The organism is Pseudomonas sp. BF-B-30 (assembly GCF_019956305.1).
Taxonomy (GTDB): Bacteria; Pseudomonadota; Gammaproteobacteria; order Pseudomonadales; family Pseudomonadaceae; genus Aquipseudomonas; species Aquipseudomonas jessenii.
In genome coordinates this window covers 35,945-59,972 of record NZ_JAHBDG010000019.1, presented here as the reverse complement: position 1 = coordinate 59,972, position 24,028 = coordinate 35,945, and the positions used below count along the sequence as shown (strand labels likewise).

The 24,028-nt window shown below is 57.4% G+C and carries 19 protein-coding genes and 1 pseudogene; 7 read left to right on the top strand and 13 right to left on the bottom strand.

What is annotated here, in order from left to right; all coding sequences use genetic code 11:
* Positions 1 to 67: 67 nt before the first annotated feature.
* From KGB29_RS12165 to KGB29_RS12140, 6 genes are all read right to left on the bottom strand, one after another.
* Complete coding sequence (locus KGB29_RS12165) at positions 68 to 1,636, bottom strand: long-chain-fatty-acid--CoA ligase (protein WP_223616421.1); 1,569 nt, start codon at positions 1,634 to 1,636, stop codon at positions 68 to 70.
* Positions 1,637 to 1,757: 121 nt separating this feature from the next.
* Positions 1,758 to 2,588: an SDR family NAD(P)-dependent oxidoreductase gene (locus tag KGB29_RS12160; protein WP_077182799.1), complete on the bottom strand. Its 831-nt coding sequence runs from the start codon at positions 2,586 to 2,588 to the stop codon at positions 1,758 to 1,760.
* A gap of 33 nt (positions 2,589 to 2,621) precedes the next feature.
* Positions 2,622 to 3,038 (bottom strand): MaoC family dehydratase, encoded by a 417-nt coding sequence (locus KGB29_RS12155; RefSeq protein WP_223616420.1) that lies wholly within the window; start codon positions 3,036 to 3,038, stop codon positions 2,622 to 2,624.
* Between the two features lie 9 nt (positions 3,039 to 3,047).
* A complete protein-coding gene (locus tag KGB29_RS12150) occupies positions 3,048 to 3,485 on the bottom strand; it encodes a MaoC family dehydratase N-terminal domain-containing protein (RefSeq protein WP_223616419.1) in 438 nt (145 codons plus the stop codon).
* Between the two features lie 42 nt (positions 3,486 to 3,527).
* Positions 3,528 to 4,715: a lipid-transfer protein gene (locus KGB29_RS12145; protein ID WP_223616418.1), complete on the bottom strand. Its 1,188-nt coding sequence runs from the start codon at positions 4,713 to 4,715 to the stop codon at positions 3,528 to 3,530.
* 30 nt (positions 4,716 to 4,745) lie between these two features.
* Positions 4,746 to 5,885: an acyl-CoA dehydrogenase family protein gene (locus KGB29_RS12140; protein WP_223616417.1), complete on the bottom strand. Its 1,140-nt coding sequence runs from the start codon at positions 5,883 to 5,885 to the stop codon at positions 4,746 to 4,748.
* Positions 5,886 to 6,181: 296 nt separating this feature from the next.
* On the opposite strand from KGB29_RS12140, the gene KGB29_RS12135 reads away from it, so the two are divergent.
* Both KGB29_RS12135 and KGB29_RS12130 read left to right on the top strand, forming a co-directional pair.
* Positions 6,182 to 7,894, top strand: a complete 1,713-nt coding sequence (locus KGB29_RS12135; RefSeq protein WP_223616416.1) for a hypothetical protein — start codon at positions 6,182 to 6,184, stop codon at positions 7,892 to 7,894.
* A 78-nt stretch (positions 7,895 to 7,972) separates the two neighbouring features.
* Positions 7,973 to 9,385 carry a coniferyl aldehyde dehydrogenase gene (locus KGB29_RS12130; RefSeq protein WP_223616415.1) on the top strand — a complete coding sequence of 471 codons (1,413 nt, stop codon included), beginning with the start codon at positions 7,973 to 7,975 and terminating at the stop codon, positions 9,383 to 9,385.
* 57 nt (positions 9,386 to 9,442) lie between these two features.
* Here KGB29_RS12130 and KGB29_RS12125 read toward each other — a convergent pair whose 3' ends face one another.
* Together KGB29_RS12125 and KGB29_RS12120 are read right to left on the bottom strand one after the other, a co-directional pair.
* Complete coding sequence (locus KGB29_RS12125; protein WP_223616414.1) at positions 9,443 to 10,090, bottom strand: TetR/AcrR family transcriptional regulator; 648 nt, start codon at positions 10,088 to 10,090, stop codon at positions 9,443 to 9,445.
* Positions 10,091 to 10,100: 10 nt separating this feature from the next.
* The gene (locus tag KGB29_RS12120) at positions 10,101 to 10,889 is read right to left on the bottom strand and encodes an enoyl-CoA hydratase/isomerase family protein (protein WP_223616413.1); all 789 of its coding nucleotides are present in this window, start codon (positions 10,887 to 10,889) and stop codon (positions 10,101 to 10,103) included.
* Positions 10,890 to 11,031: 142 nt separating this feature from the next.
* On the opposite strand from KGB29_RS12120, the gene KGB29_RS12115 reads away from it, so the two are divergent.
* The 4 genes from KGB29_RS12115 to KGB29_RS12100 all read left to right on the top strand — a co-directional run bounded on the left by KGB29_RS12115 (position 11,032) and on the right by KGB29_RS12100 (position 15,661).
* On the top strand, positions 11,032 to 12,174 hold the full coding sequence (locus KGB29_RS12115) for an acyl-CoA dehydrogenase family protein (RefSeq protein WP_223616412.1): 1,143 nt from the start codon (positions 11,032 to 11,034) through the stop codon (positions 12,172 to 12,174).
* Positions 12,171 to 13,292 carry an acyl-CoA dehydrogenase gene (locus tag KGB29_RS12110; protein ID WP_223616411.1) on the top strand — a complete coding sequence of 374 codons (1,122 nt, stop codon included), beginning with the start codon at positions 12,171 to 12,173 and terminating at the stop codon, positions 13,290 to 13,292. Before KGB29_RS12115 ends, KGB29_RS12110 begins: the two co-directional genes overlap by 4 nt.
* Positions 13,293 to 13,370: 78 nt before the next feature.
* Positions 13,371 to 14,456, top strand: a complete 1,086-nt coding sequence (locus KGB29_RS12105) for a Zn-dependent alcohol dehydrogenase (protein ID WP_223616410.1) — start codon at positions 13,371 to 13,373, stop codon at positions 14,454 to 14,456.
* 95 nt (positions 14,457 to 14,551) lie between these two features.
* Entirely contained in the window at positions 14,552 to 15,661 is a 1,110-nt protein-coding gene (locus tag KGB29_RS12100; RefSeq protein WP_223616409.1) for a CaiB/BaiF CoA transferase family protein, read from the top strand.
* 1,612 nt (positions 15,662 to 17,273) lie between these two features.
* Here KGB29_RS12100 and KGB29_RS12095 read toward each other — a convergent pair.
* The 3 genes and pseudogenes from KGB29_RS12095 to KGB29_RS28880 form a co-directional block, all read right to left on the bottom strand.
* Entirely contained in the window at positions 17,274 to 18,626 is a 1,353-nt protein-coding gene (locus KGB29_RS12095; protein ID WP_223616408.1) for a phospholipase D family protein, read from the bottom strand.
* A 119-nt stretch (positions 18,627 to 18,745) separates the two neighbouring features.
* A complete protein-coding gene (locus tag KGB29_RS12090) occupies positions 18,746 to 20,575 on the bottom strand; it encodes an AAA family ATPase (RefSeq protein ID WP_223616407.1) in 1,830 nt (609 codons plus the stop codon).
* Between the two features lie 1,515 nt (positions 20,576 to 22,090).
* A pseudogene (locus tag KGB29_RS28880) lies at positions 22,091 to 22,401 on the bottom strand (integrase); the annotation flags it as partial.
* A 433-nt stretch (positions 22,402 to 22,834) separates the two neighbouring features.
* Between KGB29_RS28880 and KGB29_RS12080 the strand changes: the two are divergent.
* Positions 22,835 to 23,038, top strand: a complete 204-nt coding sequence (locus tag KGB29_RS12080) for a hypothetical protein (protein WP_057714624.1) — start codon at positions 22,835 to 22,837, stop codon at positions 23,036 to 23,038.
* Here KGB29_RS12080 and KGB29_RS12075 read toward each other — a convergent pair.
* Entirely contained in the window at positions 23,031 to 23,312 is a 282-nt protein-coding gene (locus tag KGB29_RS12075; protein WP_223507715.1) for a hypothetical protein, read from the bottom strand. The genes KGB29_RS12080 and KGB29_RS12075 overlap by 8 nt on opposite strands.
* Complete coding sequence (locus KGB29_RS12070) at positions 23,302 to 23,679, bottom strand: hypothetical protein (RefSeq protein ID WP_150814089.1); 378 nt, start codon at positions 23,677 to 23,679, stop codon at positions 23,302 to 23,304. The genes KGB29_RS12075 and KGB29_RS12070 overlap by 11 nt, the downstream gene beginning before the upstream one ends.
* Positions 23,680 to 24,028: the final 349 nt, after the last annotated feature.

Genomic DNA, 24,028 nt, shown 5'->3' with positions numbered 1-24,028 from the left:
TAGCCAGGATACGCGCGTTATCGTTAGCGACTATCGCGAGCAAGCTCGCTCCTACAGGCATCGAACGTCAGTTGACGTTGCTCAGACGGTTTTCCCAGAACGGTTTGCGCAGTTCGTTTTTCAGCACCTTGCCGACGCTGGACATCGGCAAGGAAGCGCGAAACTCGATGCTGCGGGGCACCTTGTAGCCGGCAATCATTTTCCGACAATGGGCGACCACTTCATCTTCGGCAACGCTGGCACCAGGCTTGAGGATGATCACCGCATGCACTGTCTCCCCCCATTTAGCGCAGGGAATACCAATCACGGCCGCTTGGGCAACGGCCGGATGGCTGACAAGGGCGTTCTCGACTTCGGCAGTGAAGATGTTCTCGCCGCCGCTGACGATCATGTCCTTGAGACGGTCACAGATGTAGATGAAGCCATCGTCGTCCATGTAGCCGCCGTCACCGGTATGCATCCAGCCACCGCGAAGCGCCTCGGCGGTGGCCTCCGGTTTGTTCCAGTAACCCAGCATGACGTTGGGGCCACGCACCAGGATTTCACCGACCGTGCCACGGGGCACTTCGCGATCCTCGGTATCGGCAATGCGGATTTCCACGCAGCTGATGGGCAGTCCGGCTGAGTACATCTTGCCGCTGCGCTGATGTTCCTCGCAGTGGTACTCGGCGCCCAGCATGGTGATGCCGGGGGCCATTTCGGTCATGCCATAGCCTTGCGCGAATTGGGCTGCAGGGAAGGTCTGACGGGCACGCTCGAGCAGGACGGGAGTAATCGGCGAGGCGCCGTAGGTGATTTCCCGAAGCGAGCTCAGGTCGAGTGCCGCATGGGTTGGATTTGCCTGGTGCCAGTCGAGGATCATCTGCAACATGGTGGGCGCCAGAAAGGTGTCGGTGGCTTGCTCCCGGCTGATCTGCTCGATGACCTCTTGCGCTTTGAAGGCGGGGAGCACGATATGCATGCCACCGCTGAGGAACAGCACGACCATCGCAGCCAGGTCGGCCAGATGGAACATTGGCATGGCATGCAGGTAGCGCGTCTGTGCGCCATAGCCCACACGATCCTGGTTGGCGAGGGCGGAGATGCCGATGTTGTTATGGCTGAGCATCACGCCCTTGGGGAAGCCGGTGGTGCCGCCGGTGTAGAAGATTCCGAGTAGGGAATCGCCACAACGGTGTGCATCTTCAACCGGTTCATTCTCGGCGATCAGGGTCTCGTAGTTGAGCATGCCCTCGGGCGTTTCACCGTCACCGGCATAAATCACCAAGCGGATGCTCTTGGCCTCGACTGCCACCTGGGTGCCCAGTTTCTGGAAGGCGTCATCGACGATCAGCACGCAGGTTTGCGAGTCGTCCAGTGAGTAGACGATCTCTGCTGCGCTCCAGCGGATGTTGACCGGCGTGAGTACGGCATCGGCCCATGGCACCGCCTGGTAGTACTCGATATAGCGTTGGGAGTTGAGCGAGAGCATCGCGACGCGCTCGCCGCTGGCCACGCCCAGGCGTTTGAGCGCGCCCGCCAGCCGGGCAACACGATCACCCAGTTCGGCAAAGGTCACACTGCGGCCCTGATAACGGATTGCCGTGGCATTGGGACGCTGCTGCCGATGGCGCTGCAGCCCTTGGGTCATGTACATCGAAACCTCCAATCTTGTTTTTGTAGGGAGTCGCACTTGCGAAGCGCCAGGCCGTGATCTCATTGTCCGGGCATTCTTCCAACCGTGGGAGGGAAGAGTGCCCGCAGAGACGAACGGCGGCTTACAGGGTGCCGTAGCCGCCGCCGCAGACCAGAGCCTGACCGGTGACGTAGTTGGCTTCCGGCAGGCACAGCATCACCACCGAACCGGCGGCTTCTTCGGCCGTGCCAGGGCGACCAAGGGGAATCGCAGAGCTGGCGGTATCGATACGTTCCTGTTGAACGCCGACCTTGATTTCACGACCTTCAATGTTGATGGTCTTGCTCTCGTCGCCAGCCAGCGCCTGGGTCAGTCGGGTATCGATGAAACCGAAGGCCACGGCGTTGACATTGACCTTCAGGCGGCCCCACTCCTTGGCCAGGGTCTTGGTCATGCCGATGATGCCGGCCTTGGCGGCGGAGTAGTTGGATTGACCGGCGTTACCGCCAGCGGCCACGGAGGAAATGTTGACGATCTTGCGCAACACTTCGCGGCCTTCGGCGGCGTCTTTCTTGGCCTGGGCGCTGATGATCGGCTGGGCAGCACGCAGGATGCGGAACGGTGCGGTCAGGTGGCAGTCGATGATCGCGTACCACTGTTCGTCGGTCATTTTCTGGATGACGTTGTCCCAGGTGTACCCAGCGTTGTTGATGATGATGTCGATGCCACCGTAGCTCTGCACGGCAGTCTGTACGAAGCGTTCGGCGAAATCGGCGGCGGTCACGCTGCCGACGCAAGCAACGGCTTCACCACCGGCCTGGCGAATTTCAGCCACGACTTCTTCGGCCGGTGCCGAGTCCAGATCGTTGACCACGACTTTGGCGCCATAGGCCGCCAGTTGCAGAGCAACGCTGCGACCGATACCACGACCGGAACCGGTGACCAGGGCGACTTTGCCTTCAAGCTTTTTCATTGGGTTGATCCTTGGGCTGTGTGGGTTGAAATATCAGGCGAGGGCGACAACGGCTTCGCCGGCCAGCTTCTCTTCGCCGTACTGGTTGGCGCAGCGAAGCGCCAGGCGCACGCGCGGTTCGCCGGCATCGATGAACTTCTCGACGACCTTGCCGGTACAGGTCGGGATGTGGCCGATCTGAGTGATGCCAGTGAAACGAACCGACAGGCCGCGCACCTGGCTTTGTGGCACCCAGGTGGTCAGCAGGCGACCGAAGTACGCGGCGGACAACATGCCGTGGGCGAACACATCGTCCATCCCCGACTTGCGGGCGAAGTCGAGGTCGACGTGGATCGGGTTGTGATCACCTGAAGCGCCGCAATACAAGGCAAGGGTGGTGCGGTTGACCGGCTGCAGCTTGAGCAGCGGGATCTCGTCACCGACCTGGATATCGGAAAATCGAACGCTCATGACGACTCCTTAGCGCTGCACAAGAGAGGAGCGGATATCGGCGATGTGCGCGCCATCCTGATTGGTTACTCGTGCCTCAATGACCACGAATTGCAGGGCGCCACCTTTCTTTTCGTAGAGGTCGGAGATGAAGCCGTCGAACGTCAGCACATCCCCTGCGTAGGCCATCGAGTGATAGACGAAGGACTGCTCGGCGTGAAGAACCCGGCCAAGGTCGAAGCCGACCAGGTTGAGCAGCTCCACCACATCGCGGCCTTCGCTTTCCAGGCACTTGAGAAAAGTGGGCGGGACCGGCAATGACTTATGGCCGGCGGCCTTGGCGGCGGCTTCGTCGGTGTAGACCGGATCGGTTTCGCCGATGGCCTTGGCGAAGAAGCGCAGGCGACCTTTTTCAACGTCGACGCTGTATACGTCGATTTTGTGCCCGATCAGATTTTTGTCTGCCATGTTCACTTGGCTCCTATGTCAAAACGCGCCTGAACAGGGCGATCAGTTTTTGCCAAACAGCGTGACGACACAGGCGCCACCCAAGCCCAGGTTGTGTTGCAGGGCAATCTGCACACCTTCCACCTGGCGCTTGCCGGCGGTGCCGCGTAGCTGATGGGTCAGCTCATAGCATTGGGCAAGGCCGGTTGCGCCCAGCGGGTGGCCCTTGGAAAGCAGACCGCCGGACGGGTTGGTCACGACCTGGCCGCCGTAGGTGTTGTCGCCATCGAGGATGAAGCGTTCGGCGCCACCGATCGGGCAGAAGCCCAACGCTTCGTAACTCAGCAGTTCGTTGTGGGCAAAGCAGTCGTGCAACTCGACTACGCGGATGTCCTCGGGGCCAATGCCCGCCTGTTCATAGACCTGGTTGGCCGCAGCCTGGGCCATGTGAAAACCGGCAAAGCTGATCATCGACGGCGGATCGAAAGACTCGACCACGTCGGTGGTCATCGATTGGGCGAGGATCGCCACGTCAGTGCGCAGGCCGTGTTTTTTGGCAAAGGCTTCGCTGCAAACAATCGCAGCAGCGCCACCGCAGGTCGGCGGACATGCCATCAGGCGAGTCATGACGCCGGGCCAGATGACTTTGTCGTTCATCACCTCTTCGGTGGTCACCACGTTCTTGAACAGCGCCAACGGATTATTGGCGGCGTGGCGGCTGGCCTTGGCGCGGATCGCGGCGAAGGCCTCCATCGAGGTGCCGTAGCGTTGCATGTGCTCGCGACCAGCGCCGCCGAAACCACGCAAGGCTTGAGGGATGTCCGCGGCATCGGCGGTAAGCGATTCGAGTACGTGCAGGAAGCGTGCGCGGGGGCGGGGACGGTCATCCCAATGGGACCTCAGCGCGCCGGCCTGCATCTGCTCGAAGCCCAACGCCAGGGCGCACTCGACCTGACCGCTGGCCACGGCGGCGCGGGCCAGATACAGGGCAGTAGAACCGGTGGAGCAGTTGTTGTTGACGTTGACCACCGGAATGCCGGTCAGGCCTACCTCGTAGAGGGCGGTCTGGCCACTGGTGGAGTCGCCGAACACGTAGCCGGTGAAGGCTATCTGGATTTTGTCGTAGCCAATCCCCGCGTCCTTCAGCGCAAGGCGCAAGGCCTCTGCGCCCATTTCGGTGTAGGTCGGGCTGGCGCCCGGCTTGCTGAACGGAATCATGCCGACGCCGGCAACGATAACTTTTTCGCTCATGTCTTTGGTCTCGGTAGAAGAGGAGGAGATTTACAGCTTGCGAGCGATCAGGTCGCGCTGGACTTCGTTGGTGCCACCGAAGACCCGGGATATGCGCAGGTCGACAAAGGCGCGGGCAATCGGATACTCGAGCATGTAGCCGTATCCACCGTGCAACTGGACCATGTCATCCAGGTGCTTCCACAGGGTCTCGGTGGCGAACAGCTTGGCGATGGCGGCCTCTTCCACGGTCAACTTGCGGCGCATGTGCTCGCTGATGTAGTAGTCGATCATGGTGCGTACCGCGACGGAGGCGGCCTTGGCATCGGCGAGTTTGAATTTGGTGTTCTGGAAATCCCACACCGAGTGGCCGAAGGCCTTGCGCTCCTTGACGTACTCGATGGTCAGGTCAAGCAGACGCTCCAGGTGAATGGCGGCATAGATGGCGATACCCAGCCGTTCCTGTGGCAGCTCCTGCATCATGTAGGCGAAGCCTTTGCCTTCCTCGCCCAGCAGGTTGCCGACGGGTACGCGCACATCGTCGAAAAACATCTCCGCGGTGTCGGAAGCGCGCTGGCCGACCTTGTCGAGCTTGCGGCCACGACGGAAGCCTTCGCGACTGGTTTCCACCATGATCAGGCTGATTCCTTTGGAACCCGCCGTCAGGTCGGTCCGACAGGCCAGCAGGACCATGTCGCAGTTCAGGCCATTGCTAATAAAGGTCTTGCTGCCATTGATGACGTATTCGTCGCCATCACGGATTGCGGTGGTGCGCGCAGCTTTCAGGTCACTGCCGCTGCCCGGCTCGGTCATGCCGAGGGCGAGGATGGTTTCGCCACTGCAGATGCTCGGCAGCCAGCGATGCTTTTGCTCTTCGGTACCGAAACGCACGATGTACATCGCAATGATGTCCGAGTGCAGGCCGAAACTGACGCCAGACACGCCAGCACGGTGCATTTCTTCATTGATGACTGTCGCGTGGCCGAAGTCTCCGCCGCCACCGCCGTACACCGCAGGAACCATGGAGCACAACAAACCTTCGCGGCCGGCCTTGAGCCAGGTCTGGCGGTCGACCTTGCCGGCCTCGTCCCATTCGGCCTGACGTGGCACGCATTCGCGCTCGAAGAAGCGGCGGGCGGTTTCGCGGAACATTTCATGGTCTTCGCGAAAGATGGATCGTTGAATGTGCATTACGGACTCCAGTGTCTGTAAAAGGATCGGCAGGCGACTCCTGGGGGGTGAGCCATGTGTCCGAGGGACTGGAGGAATGCTGCCGGGGCGGCTGTCGCGGTATCCCTCCCCACGGTGGGGGGGGAAGAAAGTTCTGGGAACTCACGGTGGCGTTTTACCGACAAGCCTTCGGCGGTGACCTACTCATCGTGGGGGGGGGAGTGAGTGACTGGGGCTTCGTAGGCTCTGCGTCGCAGGTGTTGCTCCAGCGCGTTTAGCGCCTTGGCACCGAGTTCATTTCTTCAAGGAGTTGCACAATGAGAAGCATAACAATCACAAAGCTTCGCTTCGCACAGTTGGGCGCGGGCCTGGCGCTGGCGGGTTTGTCCGTCATGGCAACTGCCCAGACTGCGCCCCCCATGAACCCTTATCTGGCCCAGAGCTTCAGCAACCAGGCGCATTGGAACAGCGCGCAGACAGACAGCACCGAGATTGCGGTGCCGCGTGGTTCCTACGAGCTGACACCGGAGTCGGTGACATACCTGCCCAGCGATGCGGGCGGCATGCCGCATTTCGTCGACAAGGTCGGTGACACCATGGTCACGTGGTGGTGGTCCGGCCTTGGCTTGCGCAAGTACAACAAGGTCGACGGCAAGCTGGTTGAAGTGGCACGCACCGAAATGCCGCTGAAGTTGCCCGATTTTGCAAAGGTCAGCGACGATCAACGCCTGAAGCAGACCCAGGATGTCAAACGCTTGCTCGACAACAAGGACGAGCAGGGTTTGCTCGACTACATGCGCGGACAGCCGAACCGAGTGATCAGCAGCATCAACGATCAGTTGCGCGGCGGCGCCCTCTATTCGATGTTGACCCGTGAAGATGCCTTCATCGGCGCCGGTGGCCGGCAGATTTTCCGTGTCGACCAACTCGATCCGAAAAAGCCTGACTCGGGCATGGGTACACCACTGGTGCGTGTGCTGCCGGAAACGCTGTATGACAACGAAAAGGTCAAGCGTGGCACTGATTTCCCGGTCGATTTCAACTTCGGCATGGGCATGACCTTCAACGGCTATCTGGTGCTCAACACCGTCGGCGGCAAGGTCATTACCCTCGACCCGAAAACCCTCGAAATCGTCGATACCTTCGCCGTCGATGGCGCGGACGAATTGTTCCTCAACGGATTTGCCAATGGCGATGAGGCGGGTGGCGGGGCAGTCTATGTGGCCTCGAACCAGAACATGTATCGCCTGGTGGTGGATGCCAAGGGCAAGATTCACAGCGACGAGGCCAGTGGCGCCTGGAAAGCGGCCTATGACCGTGGCATCCGTATCTCCGCCTTGAAAGTCGCCGACGGTACGGGGTCGACACCGACGCTGATGGGCTTCGGGCCGGACGAAGACAAACTCGTGGTGATCACCGACGGCGCGCAGAAAATGCGTCTGGTGGCTTTCTGGCGCGACCAGTTGCCGGCTGGCTGGAAGCAGAAGCCCGGCACGCTGTCGGCACGCATCGCTGACCAGCAGCAAGTGGACATGGGCACCGACGTGGAAACCGTGCAGTCCGAGCAATCGGTGTCGACCTACGGCGACTACGCCTTCGTGGTCAACAACATCATCAGCAAGGATGCCCCTTACCTGGCGCGTGACAACTACTACGTGAGCATGCTCAACGGCGCCACGCGTCCGGGGCCGAAAGGTGTCGCGATGTTGAAGTGGGACCAGGGCAGTAATGGGTGGAAACAGCTGTGGATGCGCAACGACGTGTCGTCGATCTCCACGGTGCCGATGATCAGTGGTGGCGGCCGGATGGCGATCATTGATGGTTACTTCACCCGCGACTGGAACGACCGCTACCACATCGGCATGGACCTCGACAGCGGCGACACCGTGTTGAGGATCCATACCGGCAGCGATCCGCGTTTCAATGGCATGTACTCGGCGATCAAGGTCAACGAATCCGGTGCGATTCAGTACGGCATGGCCTTCGGCCTGGTCCGTCTGGATACCACCAAAATGAAAAAACTCGATTGACCTGTAGCGGCGCGGAAGCAGTACTCCGCGCCGACCTGAAGGGTCGTATCAACCCACAATGAGAAGGTAAACCCTCCAATGAGCAACATCGAACACCATGAAGTGGTGCGCATGCGTGGAATCCTCGCCATGCAGCGGACCGCTTATCTGTCGAATGACATCTGGACTGCCGAACAACGCTGCGAATTGTTCGATCGCCTGATCGGCATGCTGGTTGAGTACAAGCAGGAAATCGTTGAGGCGACGGCGGCCGACTTCGGCCATCGCAGCCACGACCTGACTCGCATCATCGACCTGCTGGGTCCACTTTCGTCGTTGAAAAAAACCAAGGCCAGGATTGCCGAGTGGATGCAGCCCGAGCAACGTGCCGCCGATCGTGGCGAAGCCTGGATTCAGTACCAACCGCTGGGCGTGGTAGGGATTGTTACGGCATGGAATTTCCCGATAGGCATGGTGATCCAGGGGCTGGCCAGTGCGCTGTCGGCCGGTAACCGGGCGATGGTCAAAGTCTCCGAACTGACCCCCAAGTGTGCTGAACTGATGCAGCGGATGTTCAGCGCCAACTTCGCCGAGGATGAGATAGCCATCGTCACCGGCGGCGCCGAGGTCGGCCAGGCATTCTGCAGCCTGCCATTCGACCATCTGCTGTTCACTGGAGCGAGCAGCGTTGGCAAGCATGTAATGCGCGCCGCCGCCGAGAATCTGGTGCCCGTTACTCTGGAGCTGGGTGGGAAGTCGCCAGTTATCGTTTCGCGTTCCGCTGACCTCAAGGCAGCAGCGAGCAAGATCATGGCGGGCAAGCTATTGAATGCTGGCCAGGTCTGCCTTGCGCCGGATCACGTGTTTGTTCCCGAAGAGTCGATGGAGGAGTTCATCGAGCATGCCAAAGCGACGGTCGCCAAATGTTATCCGAGCCTCAAGGACAATCCGGATTACACCTCGGTAATCAACACCCGCCACTACGAACGCCTGCTGGGCTACCTTGGGGAGGCCCGTGCGGCCGGCGTCGAGTTGATCGAGTTGAACCCGGCGCAGGAAGATTTCGCCGATCAGCCACATCACAAGATGATCCCGACCTTGCTGTGCAATCCGGGTGACGAGCTGAAGATCATGCAGGACGAGATCTTCGGGCCGCTGTTGCCTATCAAGCCTTACAAGGACATTCGCGAGGTGGTTGCCTACATCAACGCTCATCCGCGTCCGCTGGGGCTGTACTACTTCGGCAGCGATGCGGCCGAGGAAAAGTTTGTCCTCGAGCGCACCGTTTCGGGTGGAGTGACGATCAATAACGTGGCCCTGCACGCCAGTGTCGACAGCCTGCCTTTCGGCGGGGTTGGCAACAGCGGGATGGGCAGTTATCTGGGGCGCCAGGGCTTTGTCACCTTCAGCCATCCGAAGCCGGTACTGCGCGCCGCAGACGGTCCGGACATCACCCGGCCACCCTTCACCGATCAGGTGCGGCAGATGGTTGACGCGATGATCAAGCGATAGTCTGGATGGATAGCGCCCACCGATGAGAACCGGTGGGCGCTTTTTTATTGCCGCGATTTAATCGCAGGGCGAGGTCAGTTGGGTCTTGATGAGTCGACGCAGGTGTTTATGCAGCAGTGCCGGGTCAGCCGTCGTTGGATCGAGCAGCAGCTGGAGCATCATGCCGCGCATCGTTCCAATCAGCAGAGTGGCGGCTGTCAGCGGATTGGTGTCGGCAGGGATCTCGCCATTGGCGATGCCGATTTCCACCTGTTCGGCCAGGGTCATTCGCACTGAAAGGTTGTACTCGGCCAGTATCGCTGCGGACTCCGACTCCACCGTCACGCCCTCTGCCATCAAGGCGAGCAAAGCGCGGGCGTTGGTCCACTCGGCGTCGTCGCGCAGGAAGTATGCATCGATGTACCCGAGCAAAGTGTCCAGTCCCGGCTCGCGTCGGGGAACCTTGTCCTCGACGACGTCCATGAACCTGGTATTTACGAACCCGGCCAAAGCACGTAGCAGGCCAGCCTTGGTACCGAAGTGATGCGCTGCCAGGCCGCGACTGTATCCGGCTTGCAGACCGACCTCAGCCAAGGTGATGCCAATCCAGCCTTTGCGCGCGACGATCTGGCGTGCCGCCTCTAACATGCTGTGTTCTGCCTGGGCGCGCATTTCTACCTTGGATCGACGGGTGGTGTTGGGGGGGCTTTGGTCGGGAGTGTCCATAGGCGAATGATCAATTACCGGTGAATTCAGGAACGCGACGCTCGCGCATCGCCTTGTTGCCCTCGGCAAAATCGCTGGTGAGGACCTGCCACTCTTGCTCGGTGGCCTCGCGGTCGATGATTGCATCCACTGAGTCGGCGAGGCCGGCACGTAGCGTCTGGCGGCTCGACATGACGGCAAGGGGTGCACTCAGGGCGATTTCTTCAGCCAGGGCGCGAGCAGCCTGACGTTCTTCGCCAGGCGCCGCAAGCACATCCGCCAGGCCGATACGGACGGCTTCAGCGCCATCGATACGACGGCCGGTGGCGATCAACAGAGACGCCATCTGGAGGCCAACGACGCGCGGCAGCGTAACAGAAATGCCGAAGCCCTGGTGCATGCCAAGGCGATTGAAATTGGCAGAAAAACGGGCCTTCTCGCTGGTGACGCGGTAGTCGCCGACCAGTGCCAAGCCCAGGCCTCCACCGATGGCGGCACCCTCTACCACGACGATCAATGGCTTGGCCGTGCGGAACAGGCCCACGGCGTGTTTGTACAGCTGGCGAGGACGGATTTTTTCACCGGTCTGCGCCAATCCACTGAAGTCGGCACCTGCACAAAACGTCTTTCCTTCGGCTTGCAGGATAACGACGCGGCAGGTCGGCAACTGATCCAGATACTCCAGTGCGGCGAGCAGATCCATGATCAGTTCCTGATCGAAAAAGTTCAGCGGCGGACGGCTGAATTCGAGCGTGGCGATGTGTCCTTGCAGTTCAAGGGTCAAGCCACGGCCGGGAGTGAAGGAGGCGAGGGTGGTCATCAGATGCTCCGAATGGGACGGGAAAACAGACTGGATCGATGGCGCTTGATCCCTTTACTAGAATGCTGATAGCTTAGTCGCTTGTTGGTCAGCCAACAAGCGACATTGGTCGCCTGTCCCTAAAATTCAAAGAGCAGAAACCATGCAGGCACTCGATATCAGGCCTTGTAGGCTGGACGCCACGACGCAGGCGCTGCGTGCAGAAGTCCGTACTTTTCTCGCTGAAGAGCTCAAGCACTACTCGCCGGCCGATCGTGCCAAAGGGCTCGTCGGTCTTGTACCGGAATTCACCCGCAAGCTCGGCGAGCGCGGCTGGCTGGGCATGACCTGGCCCAAGCGTTACGGTGGCCAGGAGCGCAGTGCGCTGGAGCGTTACGTGGTTCTGGAAGAACTGCTTGCGGCAGGTGCGCCGGTTGGCGCGCACTGGGTGGCCGAACGCCAGAGCGGTCCGTTGCTGATAAAGTTTTCTCCGGAAGTATTGGCCCCGCAGATCGTCCCGGGCATCACCCGCGGTGAAACGCTTCTGGCGATCGGCATGAGTGAACCCGACGTCGGTTCCGATCTGGCGGCTGTGCGCACCCGTGCGGAAAAAACTGATGGCGGCTGGATCGTCAACGGCAGCAAGGTCTGGACCTCGGGCGCTCATCTGGCCCACTACATGATCACGCTGCTGCGCACCGGGCCGAAGGAAGAGGGCAATCGCCGCGCAGGCTTGTCGCAACTGCTCATCGACCTCAAGGCCGCCGGCGTGACCGTGCGCCCGATCTACAACATGCTCGGCGAGCATGACTTCAATGAAGTATTTCTGGAAAACGTCTTCGTTCCCGATGATTTCGTCATTGGCGAGTTGGGCAATGGCTGGCTACAGGTCACTGCGGAACTGGCCTTGGAGCGCAGTGGTCCTGAGCGCTACCTGAGTAGTACCCAGCTGTATCTGGCAATGCTGGACGAGGCAGACCCGCAAGACACTCGACATGCGGTCAGCCTCGGCCGTCTGGCGGCACGCTATGCCGCGCTGCGGCAGATGTCGCTGGGTGTCGCCGGCATGCTCGCCCGTGGAGAAAATCCGGCGATCCCGGCGACAGTGGTCAAGGACCAGGGTGCCTTGCTCGAACAGGCTATTCCGGACGTCGCTCACGATCTGTTCGGTGATCAGCGTGAGCCCGATTCCGATCTCGACCAGGTGATGCGCTTCATGACTCAGAGTGCGCCGTCCTTCTCGTTGCGTGGCGGTACTCGTGAAATTCTGCGCGGCATTATCGCCGGAGGTCTTGGACTGCGATGAATACAACAATCAATCACCAGGGTGTGGATGACGGCGCCCCTTCAGAAATGCAAAGCATGATCGCCGACAGCGTCGAGCGTCTGTTCGCCAAACAAGTCACCCGTGAATTGCTCGAACGCTTCGATGACGGCCACCGGGCCGAGTCGCTATGGCAGATGGTCGTCGACAATGGCCTGCCCGGCGCGCTGGTAGCAGAAGCCGCGGGTGGCAGCGGTGCCAGCTGGCTGGACGCCAGTCCGGTGCTGCACGCCATCGGCTATTGGCAGGCGCCGCTGCCCCTGGCAGAAACCATGCTCGGTGCAGCGCTACTGGCACACGCCGGGATGGAAGTGCCGGAAGGTCCGATCACCCTGATTCAGGCCGGTCGTCTGGGCGATCTGCGACTGGATAAAAACAGTGCACGCCTCGACGGCCGAGCCGTCAATGTACCGTGGGCACGCAGTTGTCGCTGGGCCGTCGTTGCCGATGGCCAGAACCTGGCGCTGGCCGACCTGCGTCAGGCGGCTATTACCTTGGCACCCGGTAGCAATTTTGCCGATGAAGAGCGCGATACGCTTGTTTTCGCCGACGCCAGTAGTCAGGCCATCGGTCAATTGCAACTGGCCGATCTGCAAGATCCGGTCTGGCATCTCGGTGCATTGGTGCGCGCTTGCACTCTGGTTGGCACGCTTGAAGCTGTCATCGACAAAGCAGTGATGTATGCCAATGAACGTGTGCAATTCGGCAAGCCGATCGGCAAACAACAGGTACTGCAGCAATACCTAGCGCAGATGGCCGGTGCCACTGGGGCTGCGCGCATGGCTGTGCAAGTTGCCTTGCGCAGTGCGAGCGGTCTTTTCCTCGGCACGGCAGGTAGCCACAGCACCCTGGCATTCGACATCGCCGTAGCCAAGGTGTGTACCGGTGAAGCGGCGACACTGGCCGCTTCGGTGGCACATCAGGTGCACGGCGCTATCGGCTTTACCTATGAACACACCCTGCATTTCGCCACGCGTCGCCTTTGGTCCTGGCGAGATGAATTCGGTAGTGATGCACATTGGGCCAAGGTGCTGGGGCAGGCGGCAATTGCCGCAGGTTCCGAGGGCTTCTGGGCAGGGCTGACCGATCGAAGCTTGTGAAGCTCCAGCCTGTTCGTGGCGTGAGCCTGAGCGCTTACGTAACCAAAACAAAAACAACAATTTCCATCGAGGTAAATCATGAAAGCAGCCGTATTCCACACGCCGGGTTCCCCTTTGACCATCGAGGAAGTCGGGATCAGCAAACCGGGTCCACGTGAAGTCCTGGTGCGCACTGTCGCTGTAGGTGTCTGTCACTCGGACCTGCATGTCGTCGACGGGATGTATCCGCATCCGGCTCCAGTGGTGCTTGGTCACGAGGCGGCGGGTATCGTCGAACAGGTGGGCTCGGACGTACGCACCGTCAAACCGGGTGATCATGTGGTCACATGCCTGTCGGTTTATTGCGGCCATTGCGCCCATTGCGTCACTGGGCACTTGTCGCTGTGCGTATCGCCGGAAACCCGCCGCAGCAAGGGTGACGAACCACGCCTGACCTACGTGCAAAAGCCCATGCCGCAATTTGCCAACCTGTCCGCCTACGCCGAACAGATGCTGGTTCATGAACATGCTCTGGTCGCTATCCGCCGTGACATGCCGCTCGACCGCGCCGCGCTGCTTGGTTGCGCTGTGACTACAGGCACCGGCGCGGTATTCAATACCGCCAAAGTTCGTCCGGGCGAAACCGTGGCGGTACTGGGTTGTGGCGGCATCGGCCTGGCTGCGATCAATGGTGCGGTACTGGCCGGTGCCGGCCGCATCATTGCCATCGACATGCTCGATTCGAAGCTGGAACTGGCCAGGCTGTTTGGCGCCACCGATGTCATCAATGCGAAGAATGGCGATACGGCTCAACAGGTCATCGAGCTGACCAGAGGCGGCGTTGATCACTCATTTGAGTGTATCGGCCTCAAGCAGACGGCCGAGCAGGCATTCGGCATGCTCAAACGTGGTGGCTGCGCGACGATCATCGGCATGATGAAGCCGGGCACCAAGCTTGAGCTCGATCCTTTCCAGCTTCTGCAGGCCCGCCGTATTCAAGGGTCAATCATGGGTTCGAACCGTTTTCCGGTCGATCTGCCGAGCCTGACCGACTTTTATATGCAGGGCCGGCTCAAACTCGACGAGATGATTTCGCAGCGCATCAAACTCGAAGACATCAATATTGCCTTCGACGAGATGCGTCGCGGCGAGCTGGCGCGTTCGGTGATTGTCTTCGACCAGTGAGTGTCGGGTGAATGGTCGGGCGGGGTTGTGCACGCAGACGCGGTAATACCCTGGCCCCGACCGGCAATACACAACTGGATGAGAAGAGGGTAGCCATGCTTGGCGACATCAAAATCGTAGAAATATGCGGCATCGGTCCCGGGCCGTTCTGTGCCATGCATCTGGCAGATTTGGGGGCGCAAGTCATCGCTGTTGAACGTGGCGAAGCGGTCTCTGTTACAGGCGAGAAGAAAGTTTCGAAAAGCGTGATGAATCGTGGAAAGCGCTCCGTGGTAGCCGACCTGAAAACACCCGAGGGGCGCGAGACCGTACTGAAGCTGGTCGAAAGCGCGGACGCGGTGATCGAAGGCATGCGCCCGGGTGTGATGGAGCGTCTCGGGTTGGGGCCGGAGGTTCTGCTGGCGCGGAATCCGAAGCTGGTTTACGGGCGCATGACGGGCTGGGGTCAGAATGGCCCGATGGCTCAGGCGGCAGGTCATGACAACAACTACATCTCGCTGTCAGGGGCGATGTATTACTGCGGGACCGAGGGCGAAGCGCCGTCTTCGCCCATCACGTTGATCGGCGACATTGGCGGTGGAGCTCTTTATCTGGCAATCGGTCTGCTGGCGGGCATCCTCAATGCGCGTACAACGGGTAAAGGCACCGTGGTCGATTCTGCCATCGTCGATGGCTCGGCGCACATGATGCAGCTGTTGATGTCGATGGCGCCCCGTGGCGGAATTCAGGAGCAGCGGGGCAAGAGCATGCATGACAGCTCCCATTTCTATGGCACTTACCGTTGCGCGGATGGCCATTACATTTCCCTGGGGGCCATGGAGCCACAGTTCTATGCGCTACTCCTGGAAAAGCTGGAGCTGGTCGACGACCCTCGCTTCATCCGGCAATGGGACATGAGTCGTTGGGGAGAAATGCGTTCGGCGTTCGAGACAATCTTCAGCAGCCGTACACGTGAGCAATGGGGCGAGCTGCTCGAGGGGACAGACGTGTGCTTCGCTCCGGTGCTCAGCCCGCAGGAGTCATCCGGACATCCTCACATGGTCCATAGGGATGTGTACTTCGAGCGCGACGGCATGTTACAGGCTCGCCCCGCGCCGCGCTTCGACGGTCAAAGGGTCACCCCTGGGGCGACACCGATCCGTGGTGAACATACGGAGCAAGTCATGGAGTCGCTTGATGCCAATGGCGAGGGACTTTGGGCATGAAGCATCACTAGTAACGCACTGGAAGGCTTAGAACAGGTGGGCTGCAAGATCATTCCAGAATCAACCATGGTTGAGAGTCAATCCACGGGAAAAGCCCATTGCTGAGCAAGACAGGAGCAAGATGGCCGACAAAGGCCGAAAGCGCTATAGACAGCCCCGTGTAAGGCCTGAAGTCGAAAACCAAAATTAATCTTATAAGAGGATTCAAAGCGCCAAAGCGGGTGATCCCGGGCCTGGCTAAGGCCTTGGGCAACGGGATGCATTTCCGGCACCCCGGCAGTACTTCGATGCTCCTCATCTAAAAGTCAGCCCTGTCTCGGAGGCTTGCGGACGTAGGAAAGGTCGGAAATTCTTCCGATGTCTGATTTATCCATATGACATACGCTGCTGCACGATCTTTTCCGTCATTACGTCTGAATCATGGACTTCCTTGAATTTCAAGGGTCCTCCCGGATGGGTGGCCCTAGGGGGTAATTCGGGCCCCGCGTCTTCGGTACATATGACCTTTTTTCGGTGGTTGGTTGTTGTTTAGTCGATCACCGCGAACCCCGCACCCTATGGGTTTTTCGGCCCTGTTAACCGCAACGACTCAGGCCAACCATGTTGATGGCTGAATGGCCTTGGTTGGTGTATCGCAGATTGGCTGCCCACGATGGCGAAATAACCATTCAGGGGAGGGCCAGACTGATCGATTTCCGTTTGGGTCGTTAGATACGGGTCAATTTGGTCACGGCTTGTGTAGACGAGTGTTAGATCCGGAGATTCCGGTAATCCTCTGGAGCCCTTGCAAAATAAGGGCTGCAAGGGCTTTCAGAAAACAACCAAAGGTGAGGATTTAAAATGCCTAAAACTGAGTATGGAGTCCGAGTGCTTGAACCCCACGACAAAGATTGCTTTTGCTCCGATATCGCATAGTGAGCTATTGATTAGACTTTTCCGCTTTTTGCCTTGAAAGGCCCTCTAAGACGCACCTGATCTGAAAATCACTTAATGCGTGTTTAGGAACAAATTCCATTCCTTGGGGCAGCTGTTCAGGATAGGACATGAGCGCTCCTTTTCCGGTCCCGAATTGCTCAAGGACAAAAGTTTTCAATAGGCTAGGTCGCTGGATGGCGTATGCGGACCGAAATACCGATAAATCACAAATCATGCCTGCGACTTCCACCCAACAGTGCCCGTCCCAAGAGGCCTCAATCACCTCGCCGTCATAGCGGGGCATTGGGAGGTTTCCATTGCACTTAAAGACCGGAATATCCTCTATAAGCAAATCCCCAAGCATGGCGACTGCGGGTATCGAGTGGAGTGCCCGGAGTGCAGCAACGAGACCCGCGCTTATCATCACGCATGAGCCAAAAGCAGGCGGTATCGAAGCTAAAGTATTCCTAACCACTTCGGTGATAGCTGCAGGCGAGCTGAGGCTAAAAGATGAGTACTCATCGTAAGCTTCTATGCTGATGTCTCGATGGACGATCTTTTTGATTATCTGGTCTCGCAAATGACTACCTTATGATATTTGGTTCGTTTTGCTGAAGTGATGCGATACAGAGGCGTTATCACACCTATGGTCAGTAGGGCTTAGCTTCGAACAGTGGCATATTCAGAGAAGGCTTGCTCAATAGACCTTCACATCAAACCCCAAGGCACGTAAGGCTTTACTGGTACGACCATTTCTAGGCGGCACCACCTCAGGTCTTGCCCAGCCAACAACTTCAGCAATGGAGTTCAAGCCGTAGCGGGCGATACTGAAGTTCGCATCACGGCCTGCGTAGTAGATGCGCTCCCAGATTTCCGAATCAGTACCTCCATAAAGCACGTAGTGCAGCAGCTTGCGGATGTCCCATCCGTTACTGTTCCGTTCACTCATGATGAGCGACGCGAATAGCTTCACGCGCCCCTCTTTGTCCATGGATTGCACACCAGGACGGCCTAACACAGACATAGGTACCTTGATGACATGGTTCATCGTGGCATGAGTTTTTCTGCACAGGATTTCAAACTCATCGACGCTCAAACTGAGCACTTTTTCCTTGTCGAGTAGCACGCGGATTTTCGGAGCGTTTTGGTAAAAGGTGACATCTTCGGAAGAGGGAGCGGACTGTAGGCCATGCCACCACTCCAGCTCAGCTTTCAACGCAGATTGAGGATCAGCATGATTTCGTTTGTAGTAATCCTCATAAGGCTTACGCAAGTCATCGCCCACATGGTTGTAGTAGTAGGCATGGAGGAACTGATCTACCTGCCAGGCCGGCGGTACGTTTTCATCGACCCAAATAGGGCGGTAGTCTGAGAGCTGTTGCTGGATACCCTGCAGTATCCCCAGGGTGTCCAACCACTCTTTTTTGAAGTTGTCCTTACGCCGATCAAATGCGGCCTTGTTTGCCACAAAACTAGGACCTTGCCATTCCTCATGCTTTCTGGCCTTTTTCGCCGCAGCGTAAACGTCTTTGTTCAATGCGCTGAGACGCTCCATTTCGGCAATGTAGTCGGCAGAGATGGGGATGGTGACATCCAGCTCACGCAAGTACTCAAAGAAATCCTCCAGCTGAGTGTCCATGCCATTGGCAACTAGCTCATCCTCGCTGAGAAAAACACCCGCTTCTATATTGGTAAGCCAGCCATTGTCCGTGTGGTTGGCCGAACCAATATAGGCACCATAGCCCTTCCACCAGATGACCTTGGGGTGAAAGCAGTCCGGCACGAATCGAGTGAACACGTTGTCCTGCTGGTGCTTGAACAGACGCTTGAGAAACTCAACCGAGACCGGCACCGTATGGTCGTAACGCATCCATAAATCCAATCGTAATTTATTGGAGACTGCGTGACCCACAAGGTCCTTAGTGATATCAGATGCACTCCCGCCGTAGGCCACGGCAGCCAGCACGCTATCCACCTGCACCTCTCCCGAGAGCGCGGGCAAGATATCCCTAAGATGTGTTCCATTGACGCGGTTTGCGATCAGTTTCAAAGTTGAAGCCTTTCAGTTTTTTTCAAGCGCCAAGGGACAGACCAGGACGGTTCAGAAATGTAATGGGCCATCGAGCGGATTAAGACGGGAATTACTCGCCCTGCATGAACTCATACGAATCAGTCTGCAAGTGATAACAGACCATCCATCAATTCTTTCAGCTCAGACTTCTCTTCATCACCGTCCCGATATAGCGAACGCTGGATGATCTGCTCTGCAGTCATCAAAGGCCAGAAGCGGTCAGACACATCATCTGGCTTCATGCCCACACCAACACCGATGATTGTCTTCGCGTCACAGGTATCGGTGTAGTTGCAAGAGTGCCCGGTCTGAGCTTTGACCAGACTAGGGCAAATGTAATTTTCTATCTCGCGTTTGCGCGTCGAGTAGAACGGACGCCCTGATCCTTCGACCTCCTGCTTGCGCTTCTGATTAGCCTTTACCTGCCCAGGATCTCCACCGATATCAGAATCGAGGAATACGCACCAAGGTAAACCCAGTTCGTCGGCAAGTTTGTGCGTTACCCAATGTTTGACGTTGCCACATCCACCCACGTGAATAGGTACGAGTCGCTTGTCATCCAGATCGTGAGCAAGGTTGCCATTTGCTTTCAAGACTGTGGCGATATGGCGAAGGAAGGTGATGTCAGACTTTCCCTCTACCAAGATGATGCCGGCGGCCCGTTCCATGCCGCTTTCGGGTAAAACACCCAAACTTTCAGCAGCTTCTTTGAGCACATCTGCATCCGGCATTTTGACGATTGGATTACCTCGTTCATCCCTTGTGACGTAACGGATACCGTCAATAGGTATGAGGCCTGCCAGTGCTGGTACATGGGTGGTGACGATAATTTGCCGGTTGGGTTGGTTGGACAGCGCCAGCAGTGCCTTCATCAACATCATCTGGTAGTTGGGATGCTGGGAGGTTTCTGGTTCTTCGATTGCGTAGATCACATTGCGCTGCGAACCTACCACCGCTTTTTCCGCTTCAGCGCGAAAGAAATTCAGCAAGATCAATCGGCGCACCCCACTGCCGCGCTTGTTGATTGGGATGCCGTATTCACCGTCCAAGGTGAAGCTGAAGGTCCATTTCGGCTTTTCCTTGAAGCGTGGGGTTAGCTCATTGGCTAGTTCGGGGGCCATTTCTCGCAGTTTATCCAAGGTACGAGTGGCCACATCCAGCACGCTTGCTTCAATCTGCTGCTCCAGTGCGCTGATCTGCTCCTGCAGTACTGCTTGAGCGTCCTTGACGGCCTGCTGCAACGGATTTTTGGCCTCGGCGTCACCGTCACTGCTTTCACGATCAGCTTTGAAAAGGGCAAAGGTGGGTAGTAGGTCTTGAATCTTGCCCCAGATAGACTTGCTGTCGGTGGACAACCCCTTGTCCACATCCAGCAGCGTTTCTTGACAGACTATCGGTGCCGCGGCATTGCGAATTGACTGCCGCCAAAGTGCGGCTACACGCTTGTCCACCACCGCATCTGCAACACCCATCTGCTCACCGAGTTTTTTCAGATCGATCATCTTTAAGCTGAGCAGGTTGCTCAGTGCCGGATTGACGGGATGCTGGCAACGAATCGCTGTTTTATCTTGCTTGCCGGTAGCGGCCTTAAAAGTTTTGACGATTTCCAGAGCCCCTTCGGCATTGAGCAGATACTCCTGGGCCAGCGAGGTCTCGGCGACCTCATCCAACACTAGCGCTTCAGGAAGCTCTTCGAACTCACAAGCGATTTCAAACTGCTCTCCCCCCTCAGCCAGGCAGAAGCAATTCATATCATTCTTGTCCGCCTTGGCGCCGTCGGTCTCGAAGAAAATGGCTAATGCTTCAAGGATTGTCGATTTGCCATAGTCATTGCGCCCAACGATGCCAGTCATGGCTTCGGCAATGGGAATGACGGTGATATCGCGATAACCACGGAAATTGGTGAGTTTGATGGATTTGATGCGCATGGAGGATATCCCTATCAAAACGAGAGTATTGTCTAGCCGCTGGTAAGCCACACGCCGTACGAGATCAGCGGGTACCAATAGCAACCTTTTTATTGTCACGATACTGGCAATAGGCTAGTTCACTGCTTTGTTAGCGTCCATTACCTTTCCAATACCCCTCGGGTGACTCGCCTGCGTGGATCGCAATCTACCCCATACGACCAGTCATTTTTCTTGTGCATATAGGTAGCTAATGACGGTAGCAATTCACCTAAACGGACAAGTACGTGCAATTCCGTTGCCCTCAGCTAAACAGCGGCCTACGTTTTCTATGAACACGCCGGGGACCCTGGCATTTTGTGAGATGAACGGGTGCGAAGACTCGCGTAAATTTGTTAGCGGCAGCCCGCCAAAGTTAGTTAACTGGTTAACTCGGTTGGTTAACTGGGCTGAAAGCCTTACGCGCCGTGGCTTGTAGCCCGGTTAACTAAGCATTTTAGCTGGTTAACTATGGCATTCTTCAGTTCGCCTGAGAGCTAAGCGGGCCGTGGCTTTCAGGGCGGTTAACTAAGGAGTTAACCGACTAAATTACTCGGTTAACTGGTTAACCGCTCGAATTGGCCGGTTAAATCGGCTGATAGGCAGGCGGGCTGGGGCTTTCATGGCGGTTAACCAAGGGTTAACCGACTACTTTACTCAGTTAACTCTTGGTTAACTCAAGTGGCTGCTCCGTCGATCTGGCAGCCTCTGTTCCCCCAAAAACACTGGGGTTCAGGTTTCCCCGGCGAAAGCCTCGGAAACATTGGTTGCTCCCACTGCTCCCACTGCTCCCCTGTTCCCCCGTTTTTTGAAATCAGTCACACATTGGATGACGGACAATCTATGGTGCGCTTATTGGGTTGCTCGCGCCGTTAGCACGATATCGTCCAACGTTCTCCTATTTGGAAATCGGACTGTGCCGAATCATTTGCTGCATCCGTTTTAAACGGAGTCGGTGCCATTCACCTGGTCAAACTTGAGTCGACATGCCCACATTCCGGAGAGCACTTTTTCCTCAGCCGTGCCCTCGTGCCCTCAGTTGTGCCCAGCCTTGGGCATGGGCACGACTGCATAAAAAGGGCATGACTGGCGGAATAATGGCATGAACAGGGGAGGGTGAGAGTACCGAATTCCGCTTGGATGACAGAGGTTGCTGGTCAGCCAGAGGCGACTTTGCGTCTCCCAAAATTGAGGGGGCCCCGACCGCAAGCGCGGCTAAAAAGCTGCAATGTGCGTACAGGCTGATTAATTAGTAGGGGTGTCGTTTGAGGGAACGACCCCCTGCCATCGACCTGTATCAAACAGGGGCATAATTTTTTTTGGGGGCAGATTTGGGGGCAAGCAAATCATCCAAACTAATAGAGCCCTCTATTCGCGCGGCCTTCAGCCAAGGGTTCTATTCCGGCTTCGGGCACCATATAAATCAAGGGTTTGCGAGCGAAAGCTAGGCAAACCCTTGTTCGTTTCTGGTCCGCAACTATTGGATTGGTCCGCAATTCACTTGGTTGGTGAGACTTTCTTCCCCTTTCTGTTGCGGATGTACTGCTCGGTCATTACAACGGTCGTATGCCCAAGTTGATCCCTGGCCTGCAAAATGTCACCGCTTGATTCGGCCTTGTCCGTACCGGCTTTGGAGCGTAAATCGCGCATTTGAAACTCGGACTTTGCGACACAAGGCGCTTCCCTGGCCAAGTCAAACCTTCCTCGTAACATCGCCACCGACATTGGTGTGCCATCCTCAGCACCCATATCTGCCCTTCGCGGACGTCTCGCTCATCCATCAATCGAATGTCGGTCACCCGTTGGCCTGGATGTTCCTGAGCGTCTCCATACCGTGCTTGGCGGCAGAAAGTGGGTGAGTGGAGGTGGCAGTTCGTCCTGTCTCGTATGTCGCGAGAGCGCCGAGTAAGCTTTTCCGATGACCAATTTTGATGATGTCCGAACTGTGGCTACTACTCAGTCAATCGGCAGTTGATTGAGGAGATGACGGTAGCAAGACAGATCTTTCACACCGAGCGCACCCAACAATGCTTGTTGATCCATTCTCGGTCGAGCCAAGTGCCTGCGATTACGCGTATCGAGACTACAAAGCATCGATTGATTGTGGAAAGCACGCGAAAAGGGTTAGGGTGGTTCAAGCGCCGTACTCCGTGACCGGATGCGACAGGGTGTAGTGGCAATTTGGTTGTGGGTGAGCGATTAATCTTTCAGGCCGGCATGGGGTCGGTTTAAGGAGATGCAGTGGTTAGTGATCGCGAAATTGCACTAGAGCAAGCGCTTGTAGCAATTATTGGAGCGGCCGTCGCCAGCGGGCTTGATGTAAAAAGCCTGATGGACAACGCGACAGCCGGCTTACTTGGAAATGCTGCATACCGCTGGGCTGAACATCCGCATGTGTTAAACGCCATTAAAGTGATGAATGATGCATATGATCAAGTCAAGTAGTTGAGACTGCGCCAGCGCAGTAGCTAGACCGCCAGATTTCGACACCGGTCTTGGCGAACCCTACTAGCTTTCGCGACCACTTTTCAGAAACTACGATTTCAGGTCGCGACATGTTGGCGAAGCGGACAGACTGATCGGCAGGTGCTTTGGCCAGATTGATGAGGAGCGTGGACACCGTCTCCTGCCACTCCTCGAAGTCGTGGCGCTCGCCCAGCACGTGGTTGTTGATAAGGGCTTCCAGAGTTTCTTGTTGGATGGTTTTTTTATGACTCATCCCACCGGAACGCGGCGAGACTTTCCATCCCGCTAAAGACCAAGTTCATCGTCGAATGATAGCCGCAGCTGATGCTTTCCAGCAGCATGACGGTCAGGTAGGCCGCTATGAAATCGACTTCATTCTGCTGATCTCTGGCTTCGTTCATTTGCGAAATGATGGGAATCATGTAGTTGACTTTTCCCTCAACCGACAACGCCATAAACCCAGGTAGTCCGCCTATGTCGTTTTCCAGGGCCCGTTGATACTTCCGCAACCTGTGAGACGTCATCAGCTTGATGGTGGTACTGAGGGGTTTGAGACGGAGCGATAGTCCCTCGAGGTCTAGTTCAAGCGCTAGTTGTCGCTCGGGTTTGAAAAACAGCATGCCGAACTTCCTTTCTGATTAGCGTGTTCACTCTTAAGCCGCAAAATGTATGCACTGGTGCACCAGCGGTTTGGGGGCTTCGTTGCCATCAGCGGCGCAGCTTTCAACCAGCAGCGCCTTGTCTGTACCGGGCAATTGAACATAGCCCCCGTTACTCGTAATGCGCGGGCTACCTTTTTGCTGCGGCCCGCGCTTCAGCGTTTTGCACCGCTCCTTGAATGTAGTCAAAGCCCATCGATCGCCGGCAAGGCTTGCAGCGGATCTCGATCAACCCCTGAACTGTCTCCCATACTCAAGCATGATCCATGCCCGTTCGTTGTTCACGTCGGCCACCCACTGCGTCGCTTCC

Excerpts from the sequence above, each read along its gene's own strand:
- KGB29_RS12165 (WP_223616421.1), bottom strand. The coding sequence starts at position 1,636 with ATGTACATGACCCAAGGGCTGCAGCGCCATCGGCAGCAGCGTCCCAAT.
- KGB29_RS12160 (WP_077182799.1), bottom strand. The coding sequence starts at position 2,588 with ATGAAAAAGCTTGAAGGCAAAGTCGCCCTGGTCACCGGTTCCGGTCGT.
- KGB29_RS12155 (WP_223616420.1), bottom strand. The coding sequence starts at position 3,038 with ATGAGCGTTCGATTTTCCGATATCCAGGTCGGTGACGAGATCCCGCTG.
- KGB29_RS12150 (WP_223616419.1), bottom strand. The coding sequence starts at position 3,485 with ATGGCAGACAAAAATCTGATCGGGCACAAAATCGACGTATACAGCGTC.
- KGB29_RS12145 (WP_223616418.1), bottom strand. The coding sequence starts at position 4,715 with ATGAGCGAAAAAGTTATCGTTGCCGGCGTCGGCATGATTCCGTTCAGC.
- KGB29_RS12140 (WP_223616417.1), bottom strand. The coding sequence starts at position 5,885 with ATGCACATTCAACGATCCATCTTTCGCGAAGACCATGAAATGTTCCGC.
- KGB29_RS12135 (WP_223616416.1), top strand. The coding sequence starts at position 6,182 with ATGAGAAGCATAACAATCACAAAGCTTCGCTTCGCACAGTTGGGCGCG.
- KGB29_RS12130 (WP_223616415.1), top strand. The coding sequence starts at position 7,973 with ATGAGCAACATCGAACACCATGAAGTGGTGCGCATGCGTGGAATCCTC.
- KGB29_RS12125 (WP_223616414.1), bottom strand. The coding sequence starts at position 10,090 with ATGGACACTCCCGACCAAAGCCCCCCCAACACCACCCGTCGATCCAAG.
- KGB29_RS12120 (WP_223616413.1), bottom strand. The coding sequence starts at position 10,889 with ATGACCACCCTCGCCTCCTTCACTCCCGGCCGTGGCTTGACCCTTGAA.
- KGB29_RS12115 (WP_223616412.1), top strand. The coding sequence starts at position 11,032 with ATGCAGGCACTCGATATCAGGCCTTGTAGGCTGGACGCCACGACGCAG.
- KGB29_RS12110 (WP_223616411.1), top strand. The coding sequence starts at position 12,171 with ATGAATACAACAATCAATCACCAGGGTGTGGATGACGGCGCCCCTTCA.
- KGB29_RS12105 (WP_223616410.1), top strand. The coding sequence starts at position 13,371 with ATGAAAGCAGCCGTATTCCACACGCCGGGTTCCCCTTTGACCATCGAG.
- KGB29_RS12100 (WP_223616409.1), top strand. The coding sequence starts at position 14,552 with ATGCTTGGCGACATCAAAATCGTAGAAATATGCGGCATCGGTCCCGGG.
- KGB29_RS12090 (WP_223616407.1), bottom strand. The coding sequence starts at position 20,575 with ATGCGCATCAAATCCATCAAACTCACCAATTTCCGTGGTTATCGCGAT.
- KGB29_RS12075 (WP_223507715.1), bottom strand. The coding sequence starts at position 23,312 with ATGAGTCATAAAAAAACCATCCAACAAGAAACTCTGGAAGCCCTTATC.
- KGB29_RS12070 (WP_150814089.1), bottom strand. The coding sequence starts at position 23,679 with ATGCTGTTTTTCAAACCCGAGCGACAACTAGCGCTTGAACTAGACCTC.